At 69.3% G+C, this 21,364-nt stretch carries 15 protein-coding genes and 1 rRNA gene; 9 read left to right on the top strand and 7 right to left on the bottom strand.

The genetic code is table 11. The features are described from left to right. Positions 1 to 303, bottom strand: a 16S ribosomal RNA gene (locus AKJ13_RS21295); the annotation flags it as partial. Between the two features lie 608 nt (positions 304 to 911). Between AKJ13_RS21295 and AKJ13_RS21300 the strand changes: the two genes are divergently transcribed. Next, the gene (locus AKJ13_RS21300) at positions 912 to 2,945 is read left to right on the top strand and encodes a M23 family metallopeptidase (RefSeq protein ID WP_050735164.1); all 2,034 of its coding nucleotides are present in this window, start codon (positions 912 to 914) and stop codon (positions 2,943 to 2,945) included. 99 nt (positions 2,946 to 3,044) lie between these two features. Here the strand turns inward: AKJ13_RS21300 and AKJ13_RS21305 are convergent, their stop codons facing one another. From AKJ13_RS21305 to AKJ13_RS21320, 4 genes are all read right to left on the bottom strand, one after another. Further along, entirely contained in the window at positions 3,045 to 3,878 is an 834-nt protein-coding gene (locus AKJ13_RS21305) for a class I SAM-dependent methyltransferase (protein WP_082317053.1), read from the bottom strand. Positions 3,879 to 4,031: 153 nt separating this feature from the next. Further along, complete coding sequence (gene gluQRS / locus AKJ13_RS21310; protein ID WP_050735166.1) at positions 4,032 to 4,895, bottom strand: tRNA glutamyl-Q(34) synthetase GluQRS; 864 nt, start codon at positions 4,893 to 4,895, stop codon at positions 4,032 to 4,034. Further along, positions 4,892 to 5,173 (bottom strand): hypothetical protein, encoded by a 282-nt coding sequence (locus AKJ13_RS21315; protein ID WP_050735167.1) that lies wholly within the window; start codon positions 5,171 to 5,173, stop codon positions 4,892 to 4,894. Before AKJ13_RS21315 ends, gluQRS begins: the two co-directional genes overlap by 4 nt. A gap of 152 nt (positions 5,174 to 5,325) precedes the next feature. After that, on the bottom strand, positions 5,326 to 7,362 hold the full coding sequence (locus AKJ13_RS21320; RefSeq protein WP_050735168.1) for an ATP-binding protein: 2,037 nt from the start codon (positions 7,360 to 7,362) through the stop codon (positions 5,326 to 5,328). 191 nt (positions 7,363 to 7,553) lie between these two features. Here AKJ13_RS21320 and AKJ13_RS21325 point away from each other — a divergent pair, with 191 nt between their 5' ends. Together AKJ13_RS21325 and AKJ13_RS21330 are read left to right on the top strand one after the other, a co-directional pair. Then, positions 7,554 to 9,197, top strand: a complete 1,644-nt coding sequence (locus AKJ13_RS21325; RefSeq protein ID WP_050735169.1) for a GMC family oxidoreductase — start codon at positions 7,554 to 7,556, stop codon at positions 9,195 to 9,197. A gap of 303 nt (positions 9,198 to 9,500) precedes the next feature. After that, positions 9,501 to 10,439, top strand: coding sequence for a LysR family transcriptional regulator (locus AKJ13_RS21330; protein WP_050735170.1), 939 nt, complete (start codon positions 9,501 to 9,503; stop codon positions 10,437 to 10,439). Between the two features lie 56 nt (positions 10,440 to 10,495). On the opposite strand, the gene AKJ13_RS21335 is transcribed toward AKJ13_RS21330, so the two are convergent. Beyond that, positions 10,496 to 11,986 carry a DUF2252 domain-containing protein gene (locus AKJ13_RS21335; protein WP_200905675.1) on the bottom strand — a complete coding sequence of 497 codons (1,491 nt, stop codon included), beginning with the start codon at positions 11,984 to 11,986 and terminating at the stop codon, positions 10,496 to 10,498. Between the two features lie 272 nt (positions 11,987 to 12,258). Between AKJ13_RS21335 and AKJ13_RS21340 the strand changes: the two genes are divergently transcribed. The 6 genes from AKJ13_RS21340 (at position 12,259) to AKJ13_RS21370 (ending at position 21,054) form a co-directional block, all read left to right on the top strand. Then, positions 12,259 to 13,911 carry an acetolactate synthase large subunit gene (locus AKJ13_RS21340; RefSeq protein WP_050735171.1) on the top strand — a complete coding sequence of 551 codons (1,653 nt, stop codon included), beginning with the start codon at positions 12,259 to 12,261 and terminating at the stop codon, positions 13,909 to 13,911. Positions 13,912 to 13,954: 43 nt separating this feature from the next. Next, the gene (locus AKJ13_RS21345) at positions 13,955 to 15,130 is read left to right on the top strand and encodes an iron-containing alcohol dehydrogenase (protein ID WP_050735172.1); all 1,176 of its coding nucleotides are present in this window, start codon (positions 13,955 to 13,957) and stop codon (positions 15,128 to 15,130) included. A 174-nt stretch (positions 15,131 to 15,304) separates the two neighbouring features. Next, entirely contained in the window at positions 15,305 to 16,132 is an 828-nt protein-coding gene (locus AKJ13_RS21350) for a poly(R)-hydroxyalkanoic acid synthase subunit PhaE (RefSeq protein WP_050735173.1), read from the top strand. After that, positions 16,125 to 17,285, top strand: coding sequence for a class III poly(R)-hydroxyalkanoic acid synthase subunit PhaC (gene phaC, locus AKJ13_RS21355; RefSeq protein WP_200905676.1), 1,161 nt, complete (start codon positions 16,125 to 16,127; stop codon positions 17,283 to 17,285). Before AKJ13_RS21350 ends, phaC begins: the two co-directional genes overlap by 8 nt. Positions 17,286 to 17,576: 291 nt before the next feature. After that, complete coding sequence (locus AKJ13_RS21365; protein ID WP_050735175.1) at positions 17,577 to 19,589, top strand: acyl CoA:acetate/3-ketoacid CoA transferase; 2,013 nt, start codon at positions 17,577 to 17,579, stop codon at positions 19,587 to 19,589. Next, positions 19,582 to 21,054 (top strand): NAD-dependent succinate-semialdehyde dehydrogenase, encoded by a 1,473-nt coding sequence (locus tag AKJ13_RS21370; protein WP_050735176.1) that lies wholly within the window; start codon positions 19,582 to 19,584, stop codon positions 21,052 to 21,054. The genes AKJ13_RS21365 and AKJ13_RS21370 overlap by 8 nt, the downstream gene beginning before the upstream one ends. A gap of 46 nt (positions 21,055 to 21,100) precedes the next feature. Here the strand turns inward: AKJ13_RS21370 and AKJ13_RS21375 are convergent, their stop codons facing one another. Further along, positions 21,101 to 21,358: a hypothetical protein gene (locus tag AKJ13_RS21375; RefSeq protein ID WP_050735177.1), complete on the bottom strand. Its 258-nt coding sequence runs from the start codon at positions 21,356 to 21,358 to the stop codon at positions 21,101 to 21,103. Positions 21,359 to 21,364 lie beyond the last annotated feature (6 nt).

Below are 21,364 nucleotides of genomic sequence, written 5' to 3' on the forward strand. Positions count from 1 at the left end.
GCCGTGTCTCAGTCCCAGTGTGGCTGATCATCCTCTCAGACCAGCTACTGATCGTCGCCTTGGTGAGCCGTTACCTCACCAACTAGCTAATCAGACGCGGGCCGATCCTCCGGCAGCAAGCCTTTCCCCAAAAGGGCGTATCCGGTATTAGCTCAAGTTTCCCTGAGTTATTCCGAACCAGAGGGCACGTTCCCACGCGTTACTCACCCGTCCGCCGCTGACACCCGAAAGTGCCCGCTCGACTTGCATGTGTTAAGCCTGCCGCCAGCGTTCGCTCTGAGCCAGGATCAAACTCTCACGTTGAAGAGATTGATCAAAGCTGATCACGTAATTCTCAGACGGAGCCTCACAATCGATCCCGCAGCGCTTCACAGCGCAGCAAAATCGGTGAGCTCAAAAAGAGATCCGACGATCGGCACGAGTCTCTCACTTGCCAGGGCACGAAGCCCCAGCCGCAAGGACAAACGCCGTCCGCGTCTCCCTTCCTCAAATCCAACAATGTCAAAGACCGGTCGATCAGGCCCTCAGGCCCATCCACCAGAGACAGACAGCCGATCACCCGGCGTTCCCGCCGGCTAACCCCGCCAATCTGTCAGAAGATGCCTCAGCGCCCGGGCCACTTCCGCGGCCGGCGCCGATGAGCGGTGTATACGCAGCCGGTTCCCCGCCGTCAACACCGATTCGCAGATTTTCCAGCGACGCCCCGGATCGGGCCCCCTCCCCTCTCGCGGCACCGCGAATCCCCCTGCGGAATGCTCGGCTGCGGCGGTCTGCGCCTCAATCTCGACATGCTGGGCTCCGAGATGAACCTTTCGTACCTACTACGGGGCGGGCGGCCTGAGCCTGACCGGCCGCGGATCAGTCAGGCTGGCGGGAGCGCTTGTGCGCCGTCGTCTTTCCGGGACCTTCGAGTGAAGCGCGAGCGACTCAAGATCGGCGACGTGGCCGCCCTCGCCCCCGGCGTCGGGCGCGGGGTCCAGGCCCCCCTCGATCTCCTCGGCGCGGATGCGACCCAGATCGACCGGCGCGCGGTCAACCTGCGCTGGCTCTGCGCCAGCACGCTGACCGGCCTGACCGGCGCCGGCCTGATCGCGGCGGCGTTGCACGTCTCTCTCCAGGGTGACGTGTCCTTTGCGGCGATCCCCGAGAAGGCCACCCTCATGGCCCGGCCGCAGCCGAGCGAGAGCGGCGCCAACATCGCCCGCAAGGGCGACCGGCTGGTGCGCAACCTGATGATCGCTTCGGCCAAGCAGAGCTTCCGCGCGCCGGTGACCGTCCGCCTGGGCGACCGCGAGATCATCAAGGCCAAGGCCTTCGTGCGGATCACCACGCCCCTGTCGATGACGACGGGCGTCTATGCCGGCGATCTGCCCCGGTTCGACCCGATGAAGTTCGTCTCCGATGAGCCGCTTGAGCGCGCGCCCGATGCCGCAGCCGATGCCCCGGGGGCTGAGGTGACGGTGGTCAAGCGCGACCTCGCCGACGCCCCGGTCGACGTCAACGCCCCGGCGCTCACCGACGACGACGTCACCGCGCAGGTGGAAGAGGAGCGCCGGATCGCCGCCGAGGCCGGGCGCCGCGCGGCCATCCCGATCGCCCCGCAGATCCTGCTGTCGCGCACCCTCCAACAGGGCGCGGGCGGCGGTGATGCGGACGGTGCGGTCGCCAAGGACGCCAACCCGTTCAAATCGATCGAGGTGCTGGTCGTCCCCGAGAACGTCACCAAGGTCGTGAAGGTCGAGCTCAAGCCCAACGAGGCGCCGCTCGTGGACGAGCGCGACATCGCGCTCAAGCGCGGTGAGACCCTGGAGGGCATCCTGAAGGCCACCGGCCTGGCCGGGGACGAGCAGATCCGCGGCATCGTCGCGGCCCTGGGCGGCAAAGCCCGCACCGGCGCGCTCGCGGAGGGCCAGCAGATGCGGGTGCAGATCGCCCCCGGGCCTCGCCCCGGCGATCCGCGCCAGGTCACCCGCGTGGTACTCTACGGCGAGAACGGCATCGAGGGTATCGCCGCGCTCAACGACCGGAGCGCCTTCGTCTCGGTGGCCCCGCCCACCGAGGAGGCGCCCTCCTCCAAGCCGCAGCCACAGGCGGAGGCGGGTGAAGACGAGGATGAGGATTCGGGCTCAGGCCCCCGGCTGTACCAGAGCCTCTACGAGACGGCCGCGCGCCACGACCTGCCGCGCGCGACCGTCGAGGACATCGTCCGGGTGTTCAGCTACGACCTCGATTTCCAGCGCCGGATCAGCAGCGGCGACGGCCTGGACGTGTTCTACACCTACGACGACGAGGCCGGGGCCGATCGCCCGGACCTGCTCTACGCCGCCCTGACCCTGGGCGGCGAGACCCGCAAGGTCTACCGCTTCCAGTCCCCGGATGACGGCACGATCGACTATCTCGACGAGCAGGGGCGCTCCCTGAAGAAGTTCCTGCTGCGTAAGCCGATCCCGGACGGGATCATGCGCTCCGGCTTCGGCTACCGGCGTCACCCGGTTCTGGGCTACGCCAAGCTGCATACCGGCGTCGATTGGGCGAACCCGATCGGCACCCCGATCGCCGCGGCCGGCAACGGCGTGGTGATCCGGGCCGAGATGACCTCGGGCTACGGCAACCGGGTCGAGATCCAGCACGTCAACGGCTACGTGACCACCTACAACCACATGTCGCGGTTCGGCCGGGGCGTGAAGGAGGGCGTCCGGGTCCGGCAGGGGCAGATCATCGGTTATCTTGGCTCGACCGGCCTCTCGACCGGGCCGCACCTCCATTACGAGGTGATCATCAACGGCCACTTCGTCGATCCGATGAAGATCCGCGTGCCGCGCGGCCGCGAGCTCGACGGTCGGCTTCTCGCCGAGTTCAAGCGCCAGCGCGAGCAGGTCGACGCGACCATGCTGAAGTCGAAGAGCGCCACGGCATTGGCGCAGCGGGATGCGGCCGTCCGCTGAGGTGACGGCCGGTGCAGCGTTCGGAGATCGTGCTGCTGAAGGTCGCCGCGCGGCACCGGTGAGGACGGCACGGCATGAGCGGTCCGGCCGAGAGCCGGATCACGGGCGCTTTCTCCCGGCGGCGACGAAGAACAATGTGCCGCCCGCCGTGTGCCATCGGCCGTTTGCCGCAGCTTCCGCGACGCGATCATCGAAGCGGAGGTAATCGGCCCAGGTGCGCTCGAAGAACGCCTCGCATCCCTCGCCGGCAAGGACGCAGCTGCGCATCTCCGCCTTGTCGAAGGGGCCGAGCCCTTCCCGTCGCCAGCGCCTCCCGGCGTCGAGAAGGGCTACCTGTTCGGCCGTGTCGTCGGTTGGAAAGACGGCCGCCGCCCGGTCACAGAACCAGACGCGAATGTCCTGGAGGCCGGCTTCGGTGAGAAGGCCGGGCAGCGACTCGCCGATGGTTTCATCACTCAGGCCCCAGCGTGCCCGGCCGATGACGTAGCGGAGAGCGAACTCGGCGAGGCGGACGGCCGTGTCGACCGGCATCACCGACGTGAGGCTGGATATCGGCAAGCGCCCGACGAGGTTGTTCGGCTCGACGCACAGGATCTGACCGCCGGGCTTCACCAGGCGCTTCATCGCGCCAAGCGCTTTCGCGAGCTCCCGGAGATGCAGCAGCAGTGTCTGGCAGGTGACGAGGTCGAACGTGGCGGACGGGGCCGGGATATCGTACGCGCTCGCCTGCAGCGTGCTGATGGCGAGGCCAGCCGTTTCGGTCGTCGCGAGCGCGCGCTCGAACGCGGCGAGATGCACGGCCTCCCGATCGACACCGATCACGGATGAGTCGGGCGGCAGCCGTCTGGCGATCAGCCGCGCCCAATGGCCTTCGCCGCAGCCGACGTCGAGGATCGCGGCCGGCTGCGGCGGGCCAAGCCGCCCGAAGAGCAGATCGAGATAATCGGCGTTCCAAAAAAAGGCGCGCTCGGCGCCGAACTACTCGGCCGAGTGCGGCATGCGCCGCGTCGCGTCGTTTGGGATGCGAATCCCCCAGTTCGCCTGCCACGGTGTTGGCCGATGCCCGGATCTGCAACGGCCATCCGCTCAGGCGAAGCCGAGACGCGCGCGGATCTGCTCGGGCGTGACGCCCGCCGCCCTCAGATCGGCTAGGCTCTGCGAGCCCCGGGACTTCGCGAGCTTTTCGCCGTCTTGGTCGAGGATCAGGGCGTGGTGATGGTAGCGCGGCGTTGGGAGGCCGAGCAGGCGCTGCAGCAGCACGTGAAGATCGGTGGCCGCTTCGAGGTCGCGGCCACGGACCACGTGGGTGATCCCCTCCTCCGCGTCGTCGTGAACCACGGCGAGGTGATAGCTGGTCGGTACGTCGCGGCGGGCGATGACCGCATCGCCCCATCTGGCCGGATCGGCCACGACCCGGCGCGTCTCGGCCCCGTCGAAAGCTTCGTAACCGAGCGCGGCGGCGGCGCAATGCAGGGCACCCGCCATGTCGAGGCGCCAGGTATGCGGTTCGCCCCGGGCGAGGCGTTCGGCCGTGATCCCGGGATCGAGCCCGCGGCAGGTGCCGGGATAGAGCGGTGCGCCGTCCGGATCGTGCGGGTTGCCCGCAAGGGCGGTCGCCCGCGCCCGGATCTGCCCGCGCGAGCAGAAGCACGGATAGGCCAGCCCTCTCGCGATCAGGCCTTGGAGCGTTGCCCGGTACGAATCGAGGTGGCGGGACTGATGCCGCAAAGGCTCGGGGTAGGTCAGGCCGAGCCAGGCCAGGTCGGTGACGATCGCCCCGATCAGGTCCGGCCTCGATCGGACCGGATCGATATCCTCGATCCGGAGGCGGCAGAGGCCGCCCATCCGCCGCGCGAGGTCGGCGTTGAGCAGAGCCGAATAGGCGTGGCCGAGATGGAGCCGCCCGTTCGGGCTCGGCGCGAACCGCAGGATTGGTGCGCCCGGCCTCACCCGTCGCGGTGGCGCAGGCAGTGCGGCGTGCCGGGCTGGCAGGCGATGCCGGGCAGCGAGCAGGCCGGACCCTCGGCCAAGCGCTGGCAGACGCGGCAGCCGTCGGTCCATTCCAGGCAGGCCGGATCGTCGGCGACCGAGCGCGCCGGAGCCGGGTGCCGGGCCGGCAGCAGCGCGCCGAGCAGCACCGTCGCGATCACGAGAATCGCGATGCCCCAGGCGGCGAGGGCGCCGGTCGCGGAGCGCGGTGCAGGCGGCGTGGTGGCGGCTGTCGACATGGGCTTTCTGTTGGCGCGGGGAGCGGCCGGCTGTCAACGCGGGTTCGGCTGGGCGAGCGCATCGCCTCGAAAGGTGAGCGCCTGAGGTCGGAAAGACGATGCGAAACAGAAAGCCGGCGCGTCGTGCCGGTTCCGGTGCCTCCTACGACGCGCTAGGCGGCCTGCGCGGTTCGGCGCTCCAGCAGGGCCGGGAGCAGCTTCAGATTGAGCGGCTTGGCCAGGAACCCGTCGAACCCGGCGGCGCGGGCAGCGATCTCGTCCTCGCGGCCGGCATTGGCGGTGAGCGCCACGAGGTGCAGCCGGGTCCCCTCTCCGGCCGCTTCCGCGGCGCGGATGTGGCGGGCGGTCTCGTGGCCGTCGAGCCGGGGCATCCGCACGTCGATCAAAGCGAGGTCGAACGGGCCGCTCGATTGCAGGCGCTCCAGCGCCTCGACCCCGTCGACCGCGTGGACGACCTCGGCGCCGAGACGCTCCAGGGCGCGGGTCGCGAGCAGCGCGTTGATCGGGTTGTCCTCCGCGAGCAGGACCCGCAGGCCCGTTCCCGTCCGGGCCGGGGCGGGTGCCGGGATGGTTGCGGATTCGACCGCCACCGGTGGGGCGAGCAGCCGCTCGAACAGCGACCGGCCGCGCACCGGCTTGATCAGGTAGCCGTCGAAGCCGGCTGCCCCCGGCGCCCCGAAGCCGCGGCGGTCGAATGGCGAGAGCAGCACGAGGCTCGATCGGACCCCGCAGCCGCGCGCGGCATCGGCGATCTGGCGCACCGCCGCGTCGCCCAGCGCCCGGTCGGCCAGGACCGCGTCGAAGGCAGCGCCCGAGAGCGCGTCGAGCCCGTCCTCCAGGGTGCCGACGATCACGGTGGCCGCGCCGGCCCGGGACAGGCTGCGCGCCAGGTAGGGCGCCTGGTATGGCGAATCCGCCACGATCAGGCAGCGGCGCCCTTCGAGCCGGGGCAGAGGGACCGGACCGGTTTGGGCGCCCTCGGCTTCCGGCAGAGGCAGGACGACCCGGAAGGTCGAGCCGCGGCCGACGCGGGAATCCGCCTCGATCCGGCCGCCCATGCGGGTGACCAGGCGTCGGGTGATGGCGAGGCCGAGGCCGGTGCCCTCGTGGCTGCGGCTGGCGCTGCCGTCGCCCTGTTCGAACTCCTCGAACAGGATCGGCAGACGGTCCTCGGGGATGCCGGAGCCGGTATCCGAGACCGCCAGCGTCACCTCCCCTCCCCCGTCCTGGATGGGCGTGAAGCCAAGGCTGACGCCGACACCGCCGCGCTCGGTGAACTTGATCGCGTTGCCCGCGAGATTGATCAGGATCTGCCGGACGCGGTCGGCGTCGCCGACGAGCCCCCGGGGGAAGCTTTCCGTCACGTCGAGGGCGATCTCGATGCCCTTGTCCTGCGCCCGCGGGGCCAAAAGCTCCACCACGCTCTCGGCCAGGGCCGGCAGATCGAAGGGCTCGGCCGCAAGGTCGAGGCGCCCGGCCTCGATCCGCGAGAAATCGAGGACGCCGTCGATCAGCCCCAGCAGGGCCTGTCCGCTGGTGCGCACGGCCTCGACATAGGTCCGCTGCTCCAGGTCGAGGTTCGTGCCGAGCACCAGATCGGCCATGCCCAGAATGCCGTTGAGCGGCGTCCGCATCTCGTGGCTGACCGTGGCGAGGAAGCGCGACTTCGCCACGCTGGCGGCCTCGGCGCGTTCGAGCGCCGCGTCGCGGCTGCGCAGCGCCTCGACCCGGGCGGTCACGTCGCGGCCGGCGCGCAGCCAGTGCATCGCGTCGCCATGCGCGACCGGCATCTCCACGAAGGCGAACCAGCGCACCTGGCCGTCTACCGAACGGATCTGCGCCTCCATGCGTCGGACGCCGTCCTCGCCGACCTCGATCTCGCTCCGCTCCAGGATCTCGAGATCGATCTGGGCGCCGAGCAGGTCGATGGCCGGGCGGCCGAGCAGCCGGGCGTAATCGTCGTTGGCGTAGGTGATGCGCCCGCGGGCGTCGCGCTGCACGATCACCTCGGTGGTGGCCGCCACCAGGGCGCGATAGCGGTCCTCGCTCTCGCTGATCCGCCAGATGCGATCCTGCAGCCGCTCGGCTTCGGCCTCGTCCGCGACGGAGCGCCGGGCGCGCCAGTGGCTGAGCGCGAGCGCCGCCGCGATCAGCAGCGCCAGCACGAGCGCGATATCGTTGACGACCATGGCTGCCTCCCCGGCTGCAGGCCGGCTCGGTGCAGGATCGCAGGCGAAGCTGAAGGCCGCGTTGGGAAAAGCCCTTAACCGCCTGTTGCACGGATCGTCGGCACGGAATGCTAAACGTCGCCGCAGCGCGATCCGAAATCCGGCTCGCGAGTTGCCTGCCAGGACAATCGGTCCGGACGGAGATAGAGCCTATGCCGGGTGAGCATTACGACGTGATCATCGTCGGATCTGGCCCCGGCGGCGGGACGATGGCGTGGCGCCTGGCCCAGACGGGCAAGCGCATCCTGCTGATCGAGCGCGGCGACTACCTCCTGCGCGAGCCGCGCAATTGGGACAGCCAGGCGGTGATCGTCGACGGCTACTACCAGACCAAGGAGACCTGGCACTCCTCCGACGGCAGCACCTTCCAGCCGGGCCTGCACTACTACGTGGGCGGCAATTCGAAATTCTACGGCTCGGTCCTGTTTCGCCTGCGCGAGAAGGATTTCGGCGCGATCCGGCACGAGGACGGCATCGCCCCGGCCTGGCCGGTCGGCTACGACGAGTTCGAGCCGCATTACCAGGCCGCCGAGGAGCTGTTCCACGTCCATGGCCAGCGCGGCGAGGACCCGACCGAGCCGTGGTCGCGCAAGCCCTACGCGCATCCGCCGGTCTCGCACGAGCCGCGGATCCAGCAGCTCTTCGACAACCTGAAGAGCGCCGGCCACCAACCGTTCCACCTTCCGGTCGGGGTGCGGCTGGTGGAGAAAGACGGGCGCGCCGTCTCGACCTCGCCCTGCATCAAGTGCGAATCCTTCGACGGCTTCCCCTGTCCGACCAACGGCAAGTCCGACGCACAGACCATGGTGGTCGATCCGGCTTTGCGCGACTGCCCGAACCTGACGCTGCTGACCCGCACCTATATCGAGCGGCTGGTCACAGACCCGAGCGGCCGCACCGTCACCGGCGTGGTCGGCACGCGCGACGACGCGCCGTTCGAGGCTTCGGCCGACCTCGTGGTGGTGGCCTGCGGGGCGCTGTCCTCGGCGCTGCTGCTGCTCCGCTCGGCAAACGCGCGTCACCCGGACGGCCTCGCCAACGGCTCGGGCCAGGTCGGGCGCAACTACATGCGCCACAACAACTCGACGGTGCTGGCGATCTCCAAGATCCCGAACCCGACCCGCTTTCAGAAGACCCTCGGGCTCAACGACTTCTACTTCGGCGACCCCGATCCGAAGGACCGCTGGGACTTCCCGCTCGGTCACATCCAGATGGTCGGCAAGTCCGACGGCGCCCAGATCCATGGCGAGGGACTGCCGGGCTTCCTGCAATGGTTCCCCAACAAGCCGTTCGACTGGATCGCGAAGCACTCGGTCGATTTCTGGCTGACCTCGGAGGATATCCCGCTCGCCCAGAATCGGGTTTATTATAAAGACCGCAAGGTCCATCTCGACCTCACCGAGACCAATGTCGAGGCGCATAAGCGGCTGCGGCGCAAGCTCCAGGAGATCTGCAGCTTCACCGACATGCACCCGCACCTGTTCGACCGCTCGCTCTATCTCGGCAAGAACATCCCGATCGGCGGCACCGCCCACCAGGCCGGCACCCTGCGGTTCGGGGAGGATCCCGACACCGCCGTGCTGGATCGGAACTGCAAGGCGCATGAGCTCGACAACCTCTACGTCACCGATGCGAGCTTCTTCCCGTCGATCGGCGCGGTGAATCCGACCCTGACGATCATCGCCAACGCCCTGCGCGTGGCCGATCACCTGATCGACCGGATGGGCGCCAAGGACGAGATCGCGCCGCCGCGCCTCTTCGACCACACCGAGCCGCGGGAGCCCGTTCCGGCGTAAGGGCTACGGCTGACATAGGTTTCGCCTGTAACCGCAGTCGGGCCGTGGGCGCGGAAGTCGCGTGCCCCCTCTCCCGCACGGGTGAGGGGGCACGTCGCGGTCTGCAACAACGCCGGCACCTCAAAATTTGTGCAGCCTGCAGGGTGAAGGATGAGCCTCTGCAGAGGCATCATCCCGAACGTTGGTTGCTGGCTTCCGGGGCAAAGATGATGCGAAACCAGAAGCCGATCGCGTCGTCCTGGCACCAATGCCCGGAACGATGCACTAAGGTCGGCAATCGCCCTCGAACCGATCGCCCCGCACTTGGCCATTGACCACATCGATCTCAGCCGGATCGACCTGAACCTGCTGGTTGCCCTGGACGCGCTGCTCGACGAGCGCAGCGTCACCCGGGCGGCCGCCCGGATCGGCGTCGGCCAGTCGGCGATGAGCTCGAGCCTGGCCCGGCTGCGCCGCCTGTTCGATGACGAGCTCCTCACCCGGGCCCCGGACGGGATGCGGCCGACGCCCCGGGCCCTGAAGCTCGCCGAGCCCCTGCGGGCGACTTTGCGGCAGGTGCAGGCCCTGGTCCATCGCGAGGAGCGCTTCGACCCGGCCACCGTGGAACGCAGCTTCACCGTAAGCCTGCCCGACAGCGTCGAGGTCCTGCTCGGGCCGCGTCTGATCGCGCAGCTGCGCCGGGAGGCTCCCGGGATCCGGTTGCTCCTGCGCTCGGTCGACCGCACCCGCATCCTCGACGAACTCGATGCCGACCGGGTCGACCTCGCCATCGGGTTGTTCTCGGAGGGACAGATCCACCACAAGCAGCGGCTGCTCTACCGGGACAGCTACGTCGTCCTGTTCAACGCCGATCTGATCGGGGTCCAGCCGCCGATCGGGCTCGACGATTACCTCCGGTTCCCGCATGTGCTGACCTCCCTGCGGGAGACCGCCCACGGGGTGGTCGACGACGCCCTGGCCCTGATCGGGCGCTCGCGAATCCTCGCGGTGACGACGCCGCGCTTCCTCGTAGTGCCGTTCATGGTCCGCGCCGCCCCGGTGATCGCCACCATGCATGCGCGGCTCGCCACCGCCTTCGGCAGCGCCCTGTCCCTCGCGGTCAGTCCGGTGCCGGTGCCGCTCGACGACGTGGCGGTGTCGATGCTGTGGCACGCTTCCTACGACCGCGACCCCGCCCATCGCTGGCTGCGCGATCTGCTGGTGCGGCTCGCCAACGAGGCCCCAACCTTCGGGATGCCGTGACGGTTGCTTCGCTGCGCTCGCAATGACGGAGAGAGCCGGGTGACCGGCCCACAGCTTCACAAGCAGGGATCGTTCGCCGCCTCGAGCCGGCCGTGGGCGATCGCCTCGCGAAACAGGGCGAAATCGGCGGCGTTGCACTCGGCATAGGCCGCGGCCCAATCGGCCAGGGCTTCGCGCAGGTCCGGGCTCTTGCCGCTGCCGCAATAACCGGCGATGGCGGCCGCGTCCCCGGTCCGGGCATGCGCCCGGGCCAGGAGTGCCCCGTAGGCATACGAGAAGGTCAGGAGCGGTGGGCCGGACATCTCGGCAAGGGGGATCGCGCCCTTCAGGTTCTTCATCTGGCGTACGTAGTACGGTCGGCCATCGATGCTGGTCCAACCGAGCAGCGGATCGCCGACCGCCTGGAGCAGGCGCTGGCCGTAGATCACGCGTTCGCCCTCGTGGCCGGCATAGGGCTCGGGCATGCCGGGCAGGTACGGCGCGTGGGCCGGGCGAACCGCCTCCTTGACCTGGAGGAACAGCGCGTCCCGGTCGGAATTCCCGCAGAGCAGCGCCACGTAGGCCCGCGTCCCGACGCTGCCGACCCCGACCACCCGGTGGGCGACGTCGATGACCTGGTAACGGTTCAGCATGAACCGCCGCTCGCGCGGCAGCGTCTCGGCGTAGCGCTCGAGCCCGGTGACGATCCTCTGTCGTGTGGCGGCGTCGACCGGGGTGAGGATCGGCGGGTCGGTCCGGAACCGCCAGCCGCCGTCGATGCGCCGCTCGGCGACCTGGGCGAGGAGGCTGCGGTTGTTCTTGCGCCGCGCCTTGTCGACGGCGCGGCGGACCACGGCGCGGGCCTCCGAATCCATGCGGATCCCGCCGAGATGGGCCGTATCCGCCGGGGTAGTCTGGTACCACACCTCCAGGGAGCCTTGCGGGGCCAGCCGCCGCATCGTGTGCTGGTATCCCGAAATCGCCGTCATCACGGCCGCGCGACAGGATTCCGGCGGTGTGCCGGCATCAGCCGTGGCGACCGCGATGCCGGCGCAGAGCCGCTTCAGGTCCCATTCCCACGGGCCAACCGTGACCTCGTCGAAATCGTTGAGGTCGAGCACGATCTCCCGCTGCGGCGTGCCGAACAGGCCGAAATTGTCGATATGCGCGTCGCCGTTCAACACGACGTCGATGCCGCTGCGCGGGCCGCGCGACAGGTCCCAAGCCATGACGTGGGCGGCGCCCCGGAGGAACGCGAACGGGCTCGTCGCCATCCGGGCGACCCGGAGCGGGATCAGATGGGCCTGCCGGCCGTCATGGGCCGCCTCGATCAGGCTGATCGGATCGGGGCGATCCGGCTGCGAATCCAAGGACGCGTGCGCGTGATGCGGAACGGTCGCCCGCAGGGCCTTGCCGGCCTGCCGGCGCTTGTCCCAGGGCTCGACACCGGCGCGGAGATCGATCCGTGGAAAGTCCGCCAGCGGCGCCAGAACCACATCGTCGGCCGGGGCGTCGGAGGCCGGGAGCGGCGCCGCAGCGCGCGTGTCGTCGCTTCGCACCTGGTCCATGATCTCCCGCCGAACCGTGTGCCTGACAACCTTGACCGTACTCAGTCGTTCCGAAACGGACCCATCCCCGTGCACGATAGGATTGGCCGGGCTCTGTGACCATTCAGCCCCCGGCGGGTCTTGACCCCTCTACAGGGCCGCCATCTAACCGGTCGCGTATTCGAACAGAGTCCTTCCCGGTCCGCGCCGTGCGGATCAGACCGCGTCGGCGATGGACGGATCGGGGATGGACCGGACGGCGCTGCCAGGCGTCGCATCAGGTGGGACATCACATGCCCAAGGGCTCAGATCTTCTCGTTGCGGCCCTCGAGAACGAGGGCGTCGACCGCATCTTCGGCATTCCCGGCGAGGAGAACCTCGATGTGGTCGAATCGCTGCGAACCTCCAAGATCGAGCTGGTGCTGACCCGCCACGAGCAGGCGGCGAGCTTCATGGCGGCGACCCATGGCCGGCTCACCGGCCGGCCGGGCGTGTGCCTCTCGACACTGGGCCCGGGCGCGCTCAACTTCTCCACCGGCGCCGCCTACGCCCATCTCGGCGCGATGCCGATGATCATCATCACCGGCCAGAAGGGCATCCTGTCCTCCCGCCAGGCCAAGTTCCAGATCGTCGACGTGATCAGCTCGATGAAGCCGATCACCAAGATGGCCCGGCAGATCGTCTCGGCCTCGTCGATCCCCACCATCGTGCGCGATGCCTTCCGGGTCGCCACCGAGGAGCGGCCCGGGCCGGTGCTGCTGGAGCTGCCCGAGGACATCGCCGCCGAGGAGGCCGAGGCCAACGTCGTGCCGCCGCACCCGATCGACATCCCGGTCGCCCATCCGGCTGCGATCGAGCGGGCCGCCGCCATGATCCTCAAGGCCAAGCGGCCGCTGGTCATGCTCGGCGCCGCCGCCAGCCGGCCCCGCGCCACGGGCGACCTCGGCGGCTTCGTCCACCGCACCCAGATCCCGTTCTTCACCACCCAGATGGGCAAGGGCACGGTCGCCAGCGGCACCGACCTCTACATGGGCACCGCCGCGCTCTCCGAGCGCGACTACGTCCACGAGGCGATCGACAAGGCCGACCTGATCATCGCGATCGGCCACGACACGATCGAGAAGCCGCCCTTCTTCATGGGCCAGGCCGACCAGAAGGTCCTGCATATCGGCTACATGCCGGCCAACGTGGAACAGGTCTACTACCCCGACGCCGAGGTGGTCGGCGATCTCGGGCCGACCTTGAAGCTGCTCGCCGACAAGCTGGAGGGCAAGTTGCCCAACGCCGGCGCCCTGCTGCACCTGCGCGAGCACATCCTCGGCCACATCGCCGACCGGGCCGGCGAGGACCGCTTCCCGGTGACGCCGCAGCGTCTCGTGCGCGACGTCCGCCGGGTGATCCCGGAAGACGGGATCGTGTGCCTCGACAACGGCATGTACAAGATCTGGTTCGCCCGGAACTACCGCACCTACGTCGCCAACACGCTGCTCCTCGACAACGCGCTCGCCACGATGGGTGCGGGCCTTCCCTCGGCCATGATGGCGGCGATGCTCTATCCACGCCGCCGAGTCATGGCGGTGTGCGGCGACGGCGGCTTCATGATGAACAGCCAGGAGCTCGAGACCGCGGTGCGGCTTAAGCTCAACCTCGTGGTGCTGATCCTCGACGACTCGGCCTACGGCATGATCCGCTGGAAGCAGGCGGTCGACAAGTTCGCCGATTACGGGATGACATTCGGCAACCCGGATTTCGTGCTCTACGCGCAATCCTACGGTGCCAAGGGCCACCGGGTCGAAGCGGTGAACGATCTGGTGCCGACGCTCGATCGCGCCTTCGCCGAAGGCGGCGTTCATCTCGTCGCCGTGCCGATCGATTATTCGGAGAACACGCGCGTTCTCGTCGAAGAGCTGCGCGAGAAGGTGAAGGATTTCGAGCCGGCCGAGTGATCCCGTCGACGAAGTGATCCCGGCACGACAACAGGGCAGCGCGATGAACCCGTTCACCTTCCAGACCACCCCGAACGTCCTGTTCGAGGCCGGCGCGTCCAAGAAGCTGCCGGAGATCGTCGGTACCTTCGGGGCCAAGCGGGTCCTGCTGGTCACCGACAAGGGCGTGCGCAAGGCCGGCCTGACCGAGGCGGCCGAAACGGCGCTGGCGGCCGCCGGCATCGCCATTGACGTCTACGAGGACGTGGTCGCCGACCCGCCCTCCACGGTGATCGAGGCGGCGGCCAAGCGCGCCCGAGAGCTGGGTACGGATCTCGTCCTGTCGATCGGCGGCGGCTCGGCGCTCGATACCGCCAAGCTGGTCGCCTACCTTGCGAAGTCCGACGAGGCGCTGGATTCGATCTACGGCGTCGGCCTGGCCAAGGGCGACCGGCTGCCGCTGATCCTGGTGCCGACCACCGCGGGCACCGGCTCCGAGGTGACGCCGATCTCCATCGTCACGACGCCGACCACCGAGAAGAAGGGCGTCGTCGCGCCGAAACTCCTGCCCGACTGGGCGGTGCTCGATCCCGAGCTGACGCTCGGCCTGCCGGCCGCCGTCACCGCGGCCACCGGCATCGACGCCATGGTCCACGCCATCGAGGCGTTCACCAGCAAGAACAAGAAGAACCCGATCTCGGATCAGCTCGCCAAGCAGGCCCTGGCCCTGCTCTCGGCCAATATCCGCACCGCCTGCTCGGATGGCCGCAACCTTGAGGCGCGTTCCGGCATGCTGCTCGGCTCGATGCTCGCCGGCATGGCCTTCGCCAACGCCCCGGTGGCGGCGGTGCACGCGCTGGCCTATCCCGTCGGCGCGATCTTCCACGTGCCGCACGGACTCTCCAACGCCCTGGTGCTGATGGGGGTGATGCGCTTCAACCTGTCCCAGGCCGAGCCGCTCTACGCCGAGCTGGCGCCGATCCTGGACCCGGCCGCCGCCGACCTGCCGCCGGCCGAGGCCGCCGCCCGGTTCGTCGAATGCCTCGACGCCATCTGCCGCGACTGCAAGGTCCCGGCCTCGCTCGCCGAGGTCGGCGTGGCCCAGAAGGATCTGGAGCGGATGGCCACCGACGCGATGAAGCAGACGCGGCTCCTCGTGAACAATCCGCGCGAGGTCACCTACGACGACGCCTACGCGATCTACGCCGAGGCGCTCGGCGAGGTGCGCCCGGCGGCCTGATCCCGGGAGGGCCGCCGACCCGCGACCTCCTCCCTTGAGGCCGAACGATCTCCGATCGTCCGGAACCGAAGGCTGAGGGGCGGATCGGGACTCGGTGGAGTCCGACCGGCATATGCTGGACTTGAACGCTCATACCGGCATCGCGAAGCCGGACCGGCCGGGAGAGACGCCGTCATGGACCAGTTCGACGCGTTCAAGGCGATGGGCGAGTTCTGGACCCGCGCCGGCGCGGGGTTCTTCGCCCCCGGGACTGCGCCGGGCTTCTCCTGGCCGAACCCGCCGCAGACCGATCTCTCCGGCCTCGCCACGGCGCAGAGTCACCTCGCCCAGGCCTGGGCCTCTGCGACCGCCCTGTCGCAGACCCTGACCGCGTCGCTGCAGGGTGGCGCCGGCGCGCCGGACCCGACAGCCGGGGCGGTGCTGACCCGGATCTTCGACCCGCAGGCCTGGCTCGGCGGCTCGGCCGAGTTCGACGCCGCGCTGACCCGGATGGCCGAGGGCCCGCAGCTCGCCGACCTGTGGCAAACCGAGCGGCGCTACGGCGCGCTGTTCACCGCCTGGGCGGCGCTGCGGCGGGCGCAGGCCGAGCACCAGGCGGTGATGCTCAACGCCTGGACCCGGGCAGCCGGCACCTTCGCCAAGGAGGCCAACGACCGCGCCGAGCGCGGCGAGGGTTTCAGCTCCGCCCGCGAGATGATGACCCGCTGGACCGAGACCGCCAACGCCGTGCTGCTGGAGGTCCAGCGTTGCGAGGCGTTCCTGGCCTCGCAACGGGTGGTGCTGAAGGCATCCACCGACCTGCGGCTCGCCCAGCAGGATCTCTCGGCCTTCCTGTCGGATTTCTACGGGCAGCCGACCCGGGCCGAGCTCGATGACGTGCACAAGAGCCTGACCGAGCTGCGCCGTGAGGTCCGGGCCCTGCGCCGGGAACGCCGGGAGGCCGCCCGGGTCTCCAAGACGAACGGCACCGCCGCGCCGGCAACGGAGGATGCGCATGGCTGACAAGGGCACCACCGATAAGGGGGCCGCCGGCCGGGACGCGTCGAAGGCTCCGACCGCGCCGCTTCCGCTCAACCCCGCGGAGATGCTGGCCGAGGTCGCCGAGCTCGGCCGCCGGATCAGCGCGGGGGCCAAGCTGTTCTCGGATGTGCGCGACGCCGACGTGCAGATCGCCACTACGCCGAAAGACCTGGTCTGGAGCCAGGACAAGGTCTCGCTCTACCGCTACCGGCCGCTCGCCGAGAGCAAGGGCCTGCCGCCGGTGCTGATCGTCTACGGGCTGATCGGCCGCTACACGATGGCCGACCTGCAGGAGGACCGCTCGCTGGTCCGCAACCTGCTCAATCTCGGCCTCGACCTCTACGTGGTCGATTGGGGCAATCCCGGCCGGGCCGACCGCTACGTCACCATCGACGACTACGTCGACGATTACCTTGCCGAATGCGTCGCCTTCATCGGTGCGGCCGCTGGCCGCGAAAAGATCAACCTCCTCGGGATCTGCGAGGGCGGCGTCTTCACCACTTGCTACGCGGCGCTCTACCCGGAGCGGGTCAACGCGATGGTGCTGACGATCACGCCGATCGACTTCCACGCCGATACGCGCGAGACCCGGGCGGGCCACGGCTTCATCAATGTCTGGACCCGGTCCTTGTCGCCCGAGGATGTCGACCGCCTGATCGACGCCCAGGGCTCGCTGCCCGGGGCGTTCATGGGCTCGGTGTTCTCGATGATGACGCCGATGCGCACCATGACGAAGTACAACCTCGACTTGCTCGATGCCCTCGACGACAAGAAGAAGTTCCTGAACTTCCTGCGCATGGAGAAGTGGATCGCCGACCGCCCGGACCATCCGGGCGAGGCGGCCAAGCAGTGGCTCAAGGACCTCTACCAGGACAACAAGCTGGTCCAGAGCACCTTCGTGCTCGGCGGCCGCACGGTCGACCTGAAGCGTATCGCCTGCCCGGTGCTGAACGTCTTCGCCCAGGACGACCACATCATCCCGCCCGCCACCTCCCAGGCGCTCAAGGACAGGATCGGCACCGACGACTACACCGAGCTCGGCCTGCCGGGCGGCCATGTCGGCGTCTTCGTCGGCGGCAAGGCGCAGAAGTTGCTGGGCTCCGGCATCGCCGATTGGCTGGGTGCGCGTGGGTAGCTGTGTGTCATGGTCCACGGATCGGATCGGCGCGGTCCGAGGCTCGCCGAGACGCGGGCTCGCTGCCTGTGGCCGATCCAAATCTCCCCCTCATCCTGAGGTGGCGGCGCGCAGCGCTGCCCTCGAAGGAGCCCTCCAGAGGCCGCCGCGATCCCTGGAGGGCTCCTTCGAGGCCGAACGATCTGCGATCGCCCGGCACCTCAGGATGAGGGGGATGGGTGGAATCGGGCGGTTGCTCAACTGCTACTTCGATGACGGCGATCTCAACGTCCAGGCTCCGAGGGTGACGGCATGGGCAGCCTGAAGAACAAGATCGTCAGCGCCGACGAGGCGCTCGCCATCCTGCAGGACGGCGATATGGTCGCGGTCTCGGGCTTCGTCGGCATCGGCACACCGGACGAGCTGATCCTGGCGCTTGCCCGGCGGTTCGAGGCCGGCCAGGGGCCGCACGGGCTCGGGCTGATGTTCGCGGCGGCGCCGGGCGACGGCAAGGAGCGCGGCCTCAACCGGCTGGCGATCCCGGGGCTGGTGCGTCGCGTCGTCGGCGGCCATTGGGCGCTCGTGCCCAAGCTCGCCAAGATGGCGATCGACGGCCAGATCGAGGCCTACAACCTGCCGCTCGGCGTCGTGTCGCATCTCTACCGGGAGATCGCGGCCCACACGCCGGGCCACATCACCAAGGTGGGCCTGCGCACCTTCGTCGATCCGCGGCTCGAAGGCGGCAAGCTCAATGCCGTCACCCAGGAGGATCTCGTCAGCGTGGTCGAGCTCGGCGGCGAGTCCTGGCTGCACTACAAGGCGTTCCCGGTGAATATCGCGCTGATCCGCGGCACCACGGCGGATCCGGCCGGCAACATCACCATGGAGCGCGAGGCGCTCACCCTCGACAATCTCGCCGCCGCCATGGCGGCCAAGAACTCGGGCGGCTTCGTCATCGCCCAGGTCGAGCGGCTGGCCGAGGCCGGCTCGCTGGCCCCCCGCGAGGTGCAGGTGCCCGGGGTGCTGGTCGATTGCGTGGTGCTGAGCCAGCCGGAAAACCACCGCCAGACCTACGGCACCGCCTACAACCACGCCTTCACGGGGCGCCAGCGCGTGCCCCTCGACCGGATCCCGCCGATCCCGCTCGATGCCCGCAAAGTCATCGCCCGGCGCTGCGCCTTCGAGCTGCCCCCGGGCGGCGTGGTCAATCTCGGCATCGGCATGCCCGAAGGGGTCGCCGCCGTGGCCGCCGAGGAGCGGGTGCTGCGCTACCTGACGCTCACCGCCGAGCCCGGCGTGATCGGCGGCCTGCCGCAGGGCGGGCTCGATTTCGGTGCCGCGCTGAACCCGGCGGCGGTGCTCCACCAGAACCAGCAATTCGACTTCTACGACGGCGGCGGCCTCGACCTCGCCTGCCTGGGGCTCGCGCAATGCGACGCCGAGGGCAACGTCAATGTCAGCCGGTTCGGCAAGCGGCTCGCCGGCGCGGGCGGCTTCATCAACATCTCGCAGAACGCCAAGAGCCTGGTCTTCGCCGGCACCTTCACGGCCGACGGGTTGGAGGTGGTGGTCGAGGGCGACGGTATCCGGATCGTCGCCGAGGGGCGCTCCCGGAAGTTCATCGCCGCGGTGGAGCAGGTGACGTTCTCGGGCGCCTACGCGGCCGAGCGCGGCCAGCCAGTGCTCTACGTGACCGAGCGCTGCGTGTTCCGCCGGACCAAGGCCGGCATGGAACTGGCCGAGGTCGCCCCCGGGATCGACATCGAGCGGGACATCCTCGGGCAGATGGGGTTCGTGCCGATCGTGCAGGATCCCAAGCCCATGGATCCGCGGCTGTTCCGCGATGCTGTGATGGGGCTGGAGCCCTGGCTCCTGGGGCTCTCCCTGTCGGAGCGGATCACCTACGACCGGGAGCGCAACATCCTGTTCTCGAACCTCGAGGGCTTCCAGGTCCGGACCATCAACGACGTCGAGCTGGTGCGGCGCGAATACGAGCGCGCCTGCCAGGAGATCGGCCGCAGGGTCCACCTGATCGCCAATTACGACGGGTTCGAGATCGACCCGACGGTGAGCGATGCCTATTTCTCGGCGATCGCTTATTTGGAGAACCGATACTACGAGACGGCCTCGCGCTACACGACGAGCGCGTTCTTGCGATTGAAACTCGGCGCCTCGTTGGCGAGCCGCGATCTGGCTCCCCATGTTTTCGAGACAAAAGCCGAGGCGCAGGCGAGGAATACGGCCCAGAGCGCGCCCCTCAAGTCGCGGACGGAACTGTCTCAGCCGGACAGGCCGCAGCCGCCGAAGGAACCGTTGAATGCCTGAGTCCGACACACTCACCCTGAAGGACCGCAGCCTCCTGGTCGAATCCTGCCTGATCGGCGGGGAATGGTCGAAGGCCGGGTCCGGCACGATCGACGTGACCAACCCGGCCACCGGCGCGCTGATCGCCCGGGTGCCGAATGCCGGTGCCGACGAGACCCGCCGGGCGATCCAGGCCGCCCACGACGCCTACCCGGCCTGGCGCGCCAAGACGGCCAACGAGCGCGCCGTGCTGCTGCGCAAGCTCGCCGCCCTGGTCACCGAGAATCAGGAGGATCTGGCCCAGATCCTCACCGCCGAGCAGGGCAAGTCGCTGACCGAATCCCGCGGCGAAGTCGCGATGTCGGCTTCCTACGTGCTGTGGTTCGCGGAAGAAGCGCGGCGCGTCTACGGCGACGTGATCCCCTCCCCCTGGGGCGACCGCAAGATCCTCGTGACCAAGGAGCCCGTGGGCGTGGTCGCAGCGATCACCCCGTGGAACTTTCCGTCCTCGATGATCGCCCGCAAGATCGCCCCGGCGCTCGCGGCCGGCTGCCCGATCGTGATCAAGCCGGCCTCGCAGACCCCGCTATCCGGCCTCGCCTGGGGCGTGCTGTGCGAGAAGGCCGGCTTCCCGGCCGGGACGGTCAGCATTCTCACCGGCTCGGCCCGGGCCATCGGCGGCGAGATGACCGGCAACCCGTTGGTCAAGAAGATCACGTTCACCGGCTCCACCGAGGTCGGCAAGGTGCTGCTCGAGCAGGCCTCGCACACGGTGAAGAAGGTCTCGATGGAATTGGGCGGCAACGCGCCGTTCATCGTGTTCGACGATGCCGACCTCGACCGCGCGGTGGCTGGCGCGATGCTCGCGAAGTACCGCAATTCCGGCCAGACCTGCATCTGCACCAACCGCTTCCTGGTGCAGGACAGGATCTACGACGCCTTCGCGGACAAGATGGCCGAGGCGGCCAACCGCCTGAAGGTCGGCAACGGCATCGAGGACGGCGTCGCCCAGGGGCCGCTGATCGACATGGCAGCCGTGGAGAAGACCGAGGCCCATATCCGCGACGCCGTCGAGAAGGGCGGCCGGGTGGTCGCCGGCGGCCATCGCCACGCGCTGGGGGGCCAGTTCTTCGAGCCGACCGTGATCACCGGTGCGACCCCTGACATGGCGGTGGCCCGGGAGGAGACCTTCGGGCCGCTGGCGCCGCTGTTCCGGTTCCGCGACGAGGCGGAGGCGATCCGCATGGCCAACGACACCGAGTTCGGCCTGGCCTGCTACTTCTACACCCGCGACCTCGGCCGAACCTTCCGGGTCGCCGAGGCGCTGGAATATGGCATGGTCGGGATCAACGAGGGCATCATCACCACCGAGGTGGCGCCCTTCGGCGGCGTGAAGGAATCAGGCCTCGGCCGCGAGGGCTCCTACCAGGGCATCGAGGATTACCTGAACACCAAGTACCTCTGCGTCGGCGGCCTCGGCGCCTGAGCCGGAACGCCGATCCCGGGCCCGCCCGGGATCGGCCTGGGCCGGCTTAGCGGGCGCTCGGCGCCGTGCCACCGCCGGCGGGCGCGCCGGGCGTGCCGGTCCGCGGGGCGGTGGTGGAACCGGTCGTCGCGCCCGGACGGGCCGGGGCGGTCTGCTCCAGCGAACCCTGCCCGGTGCCGCCCACGGCGCCGGACTTGTTCACGTTGCCCTGCCCGGCGCCGCCGGTGGTCGGGGCCTGGGCCAGCGCCGCTCCGGAGAGCGCCAGCGTCAGGGCGGCGGCGAGGGCGAGTGTGGTCTTCGGCATGGGTGG

Origin of the sequence: Methylobacterium sp. ARG-1 (assembly GCF_001262595.1) — a bacterium.
Taxonomy (GTDB): domain Bacteria; phylum Pseudomonadota; class Alphaproteobacteria; order Rhizobiales; family Beijerinckiaceae; genus Methylobacterium; species Methylobacterium brachiatum.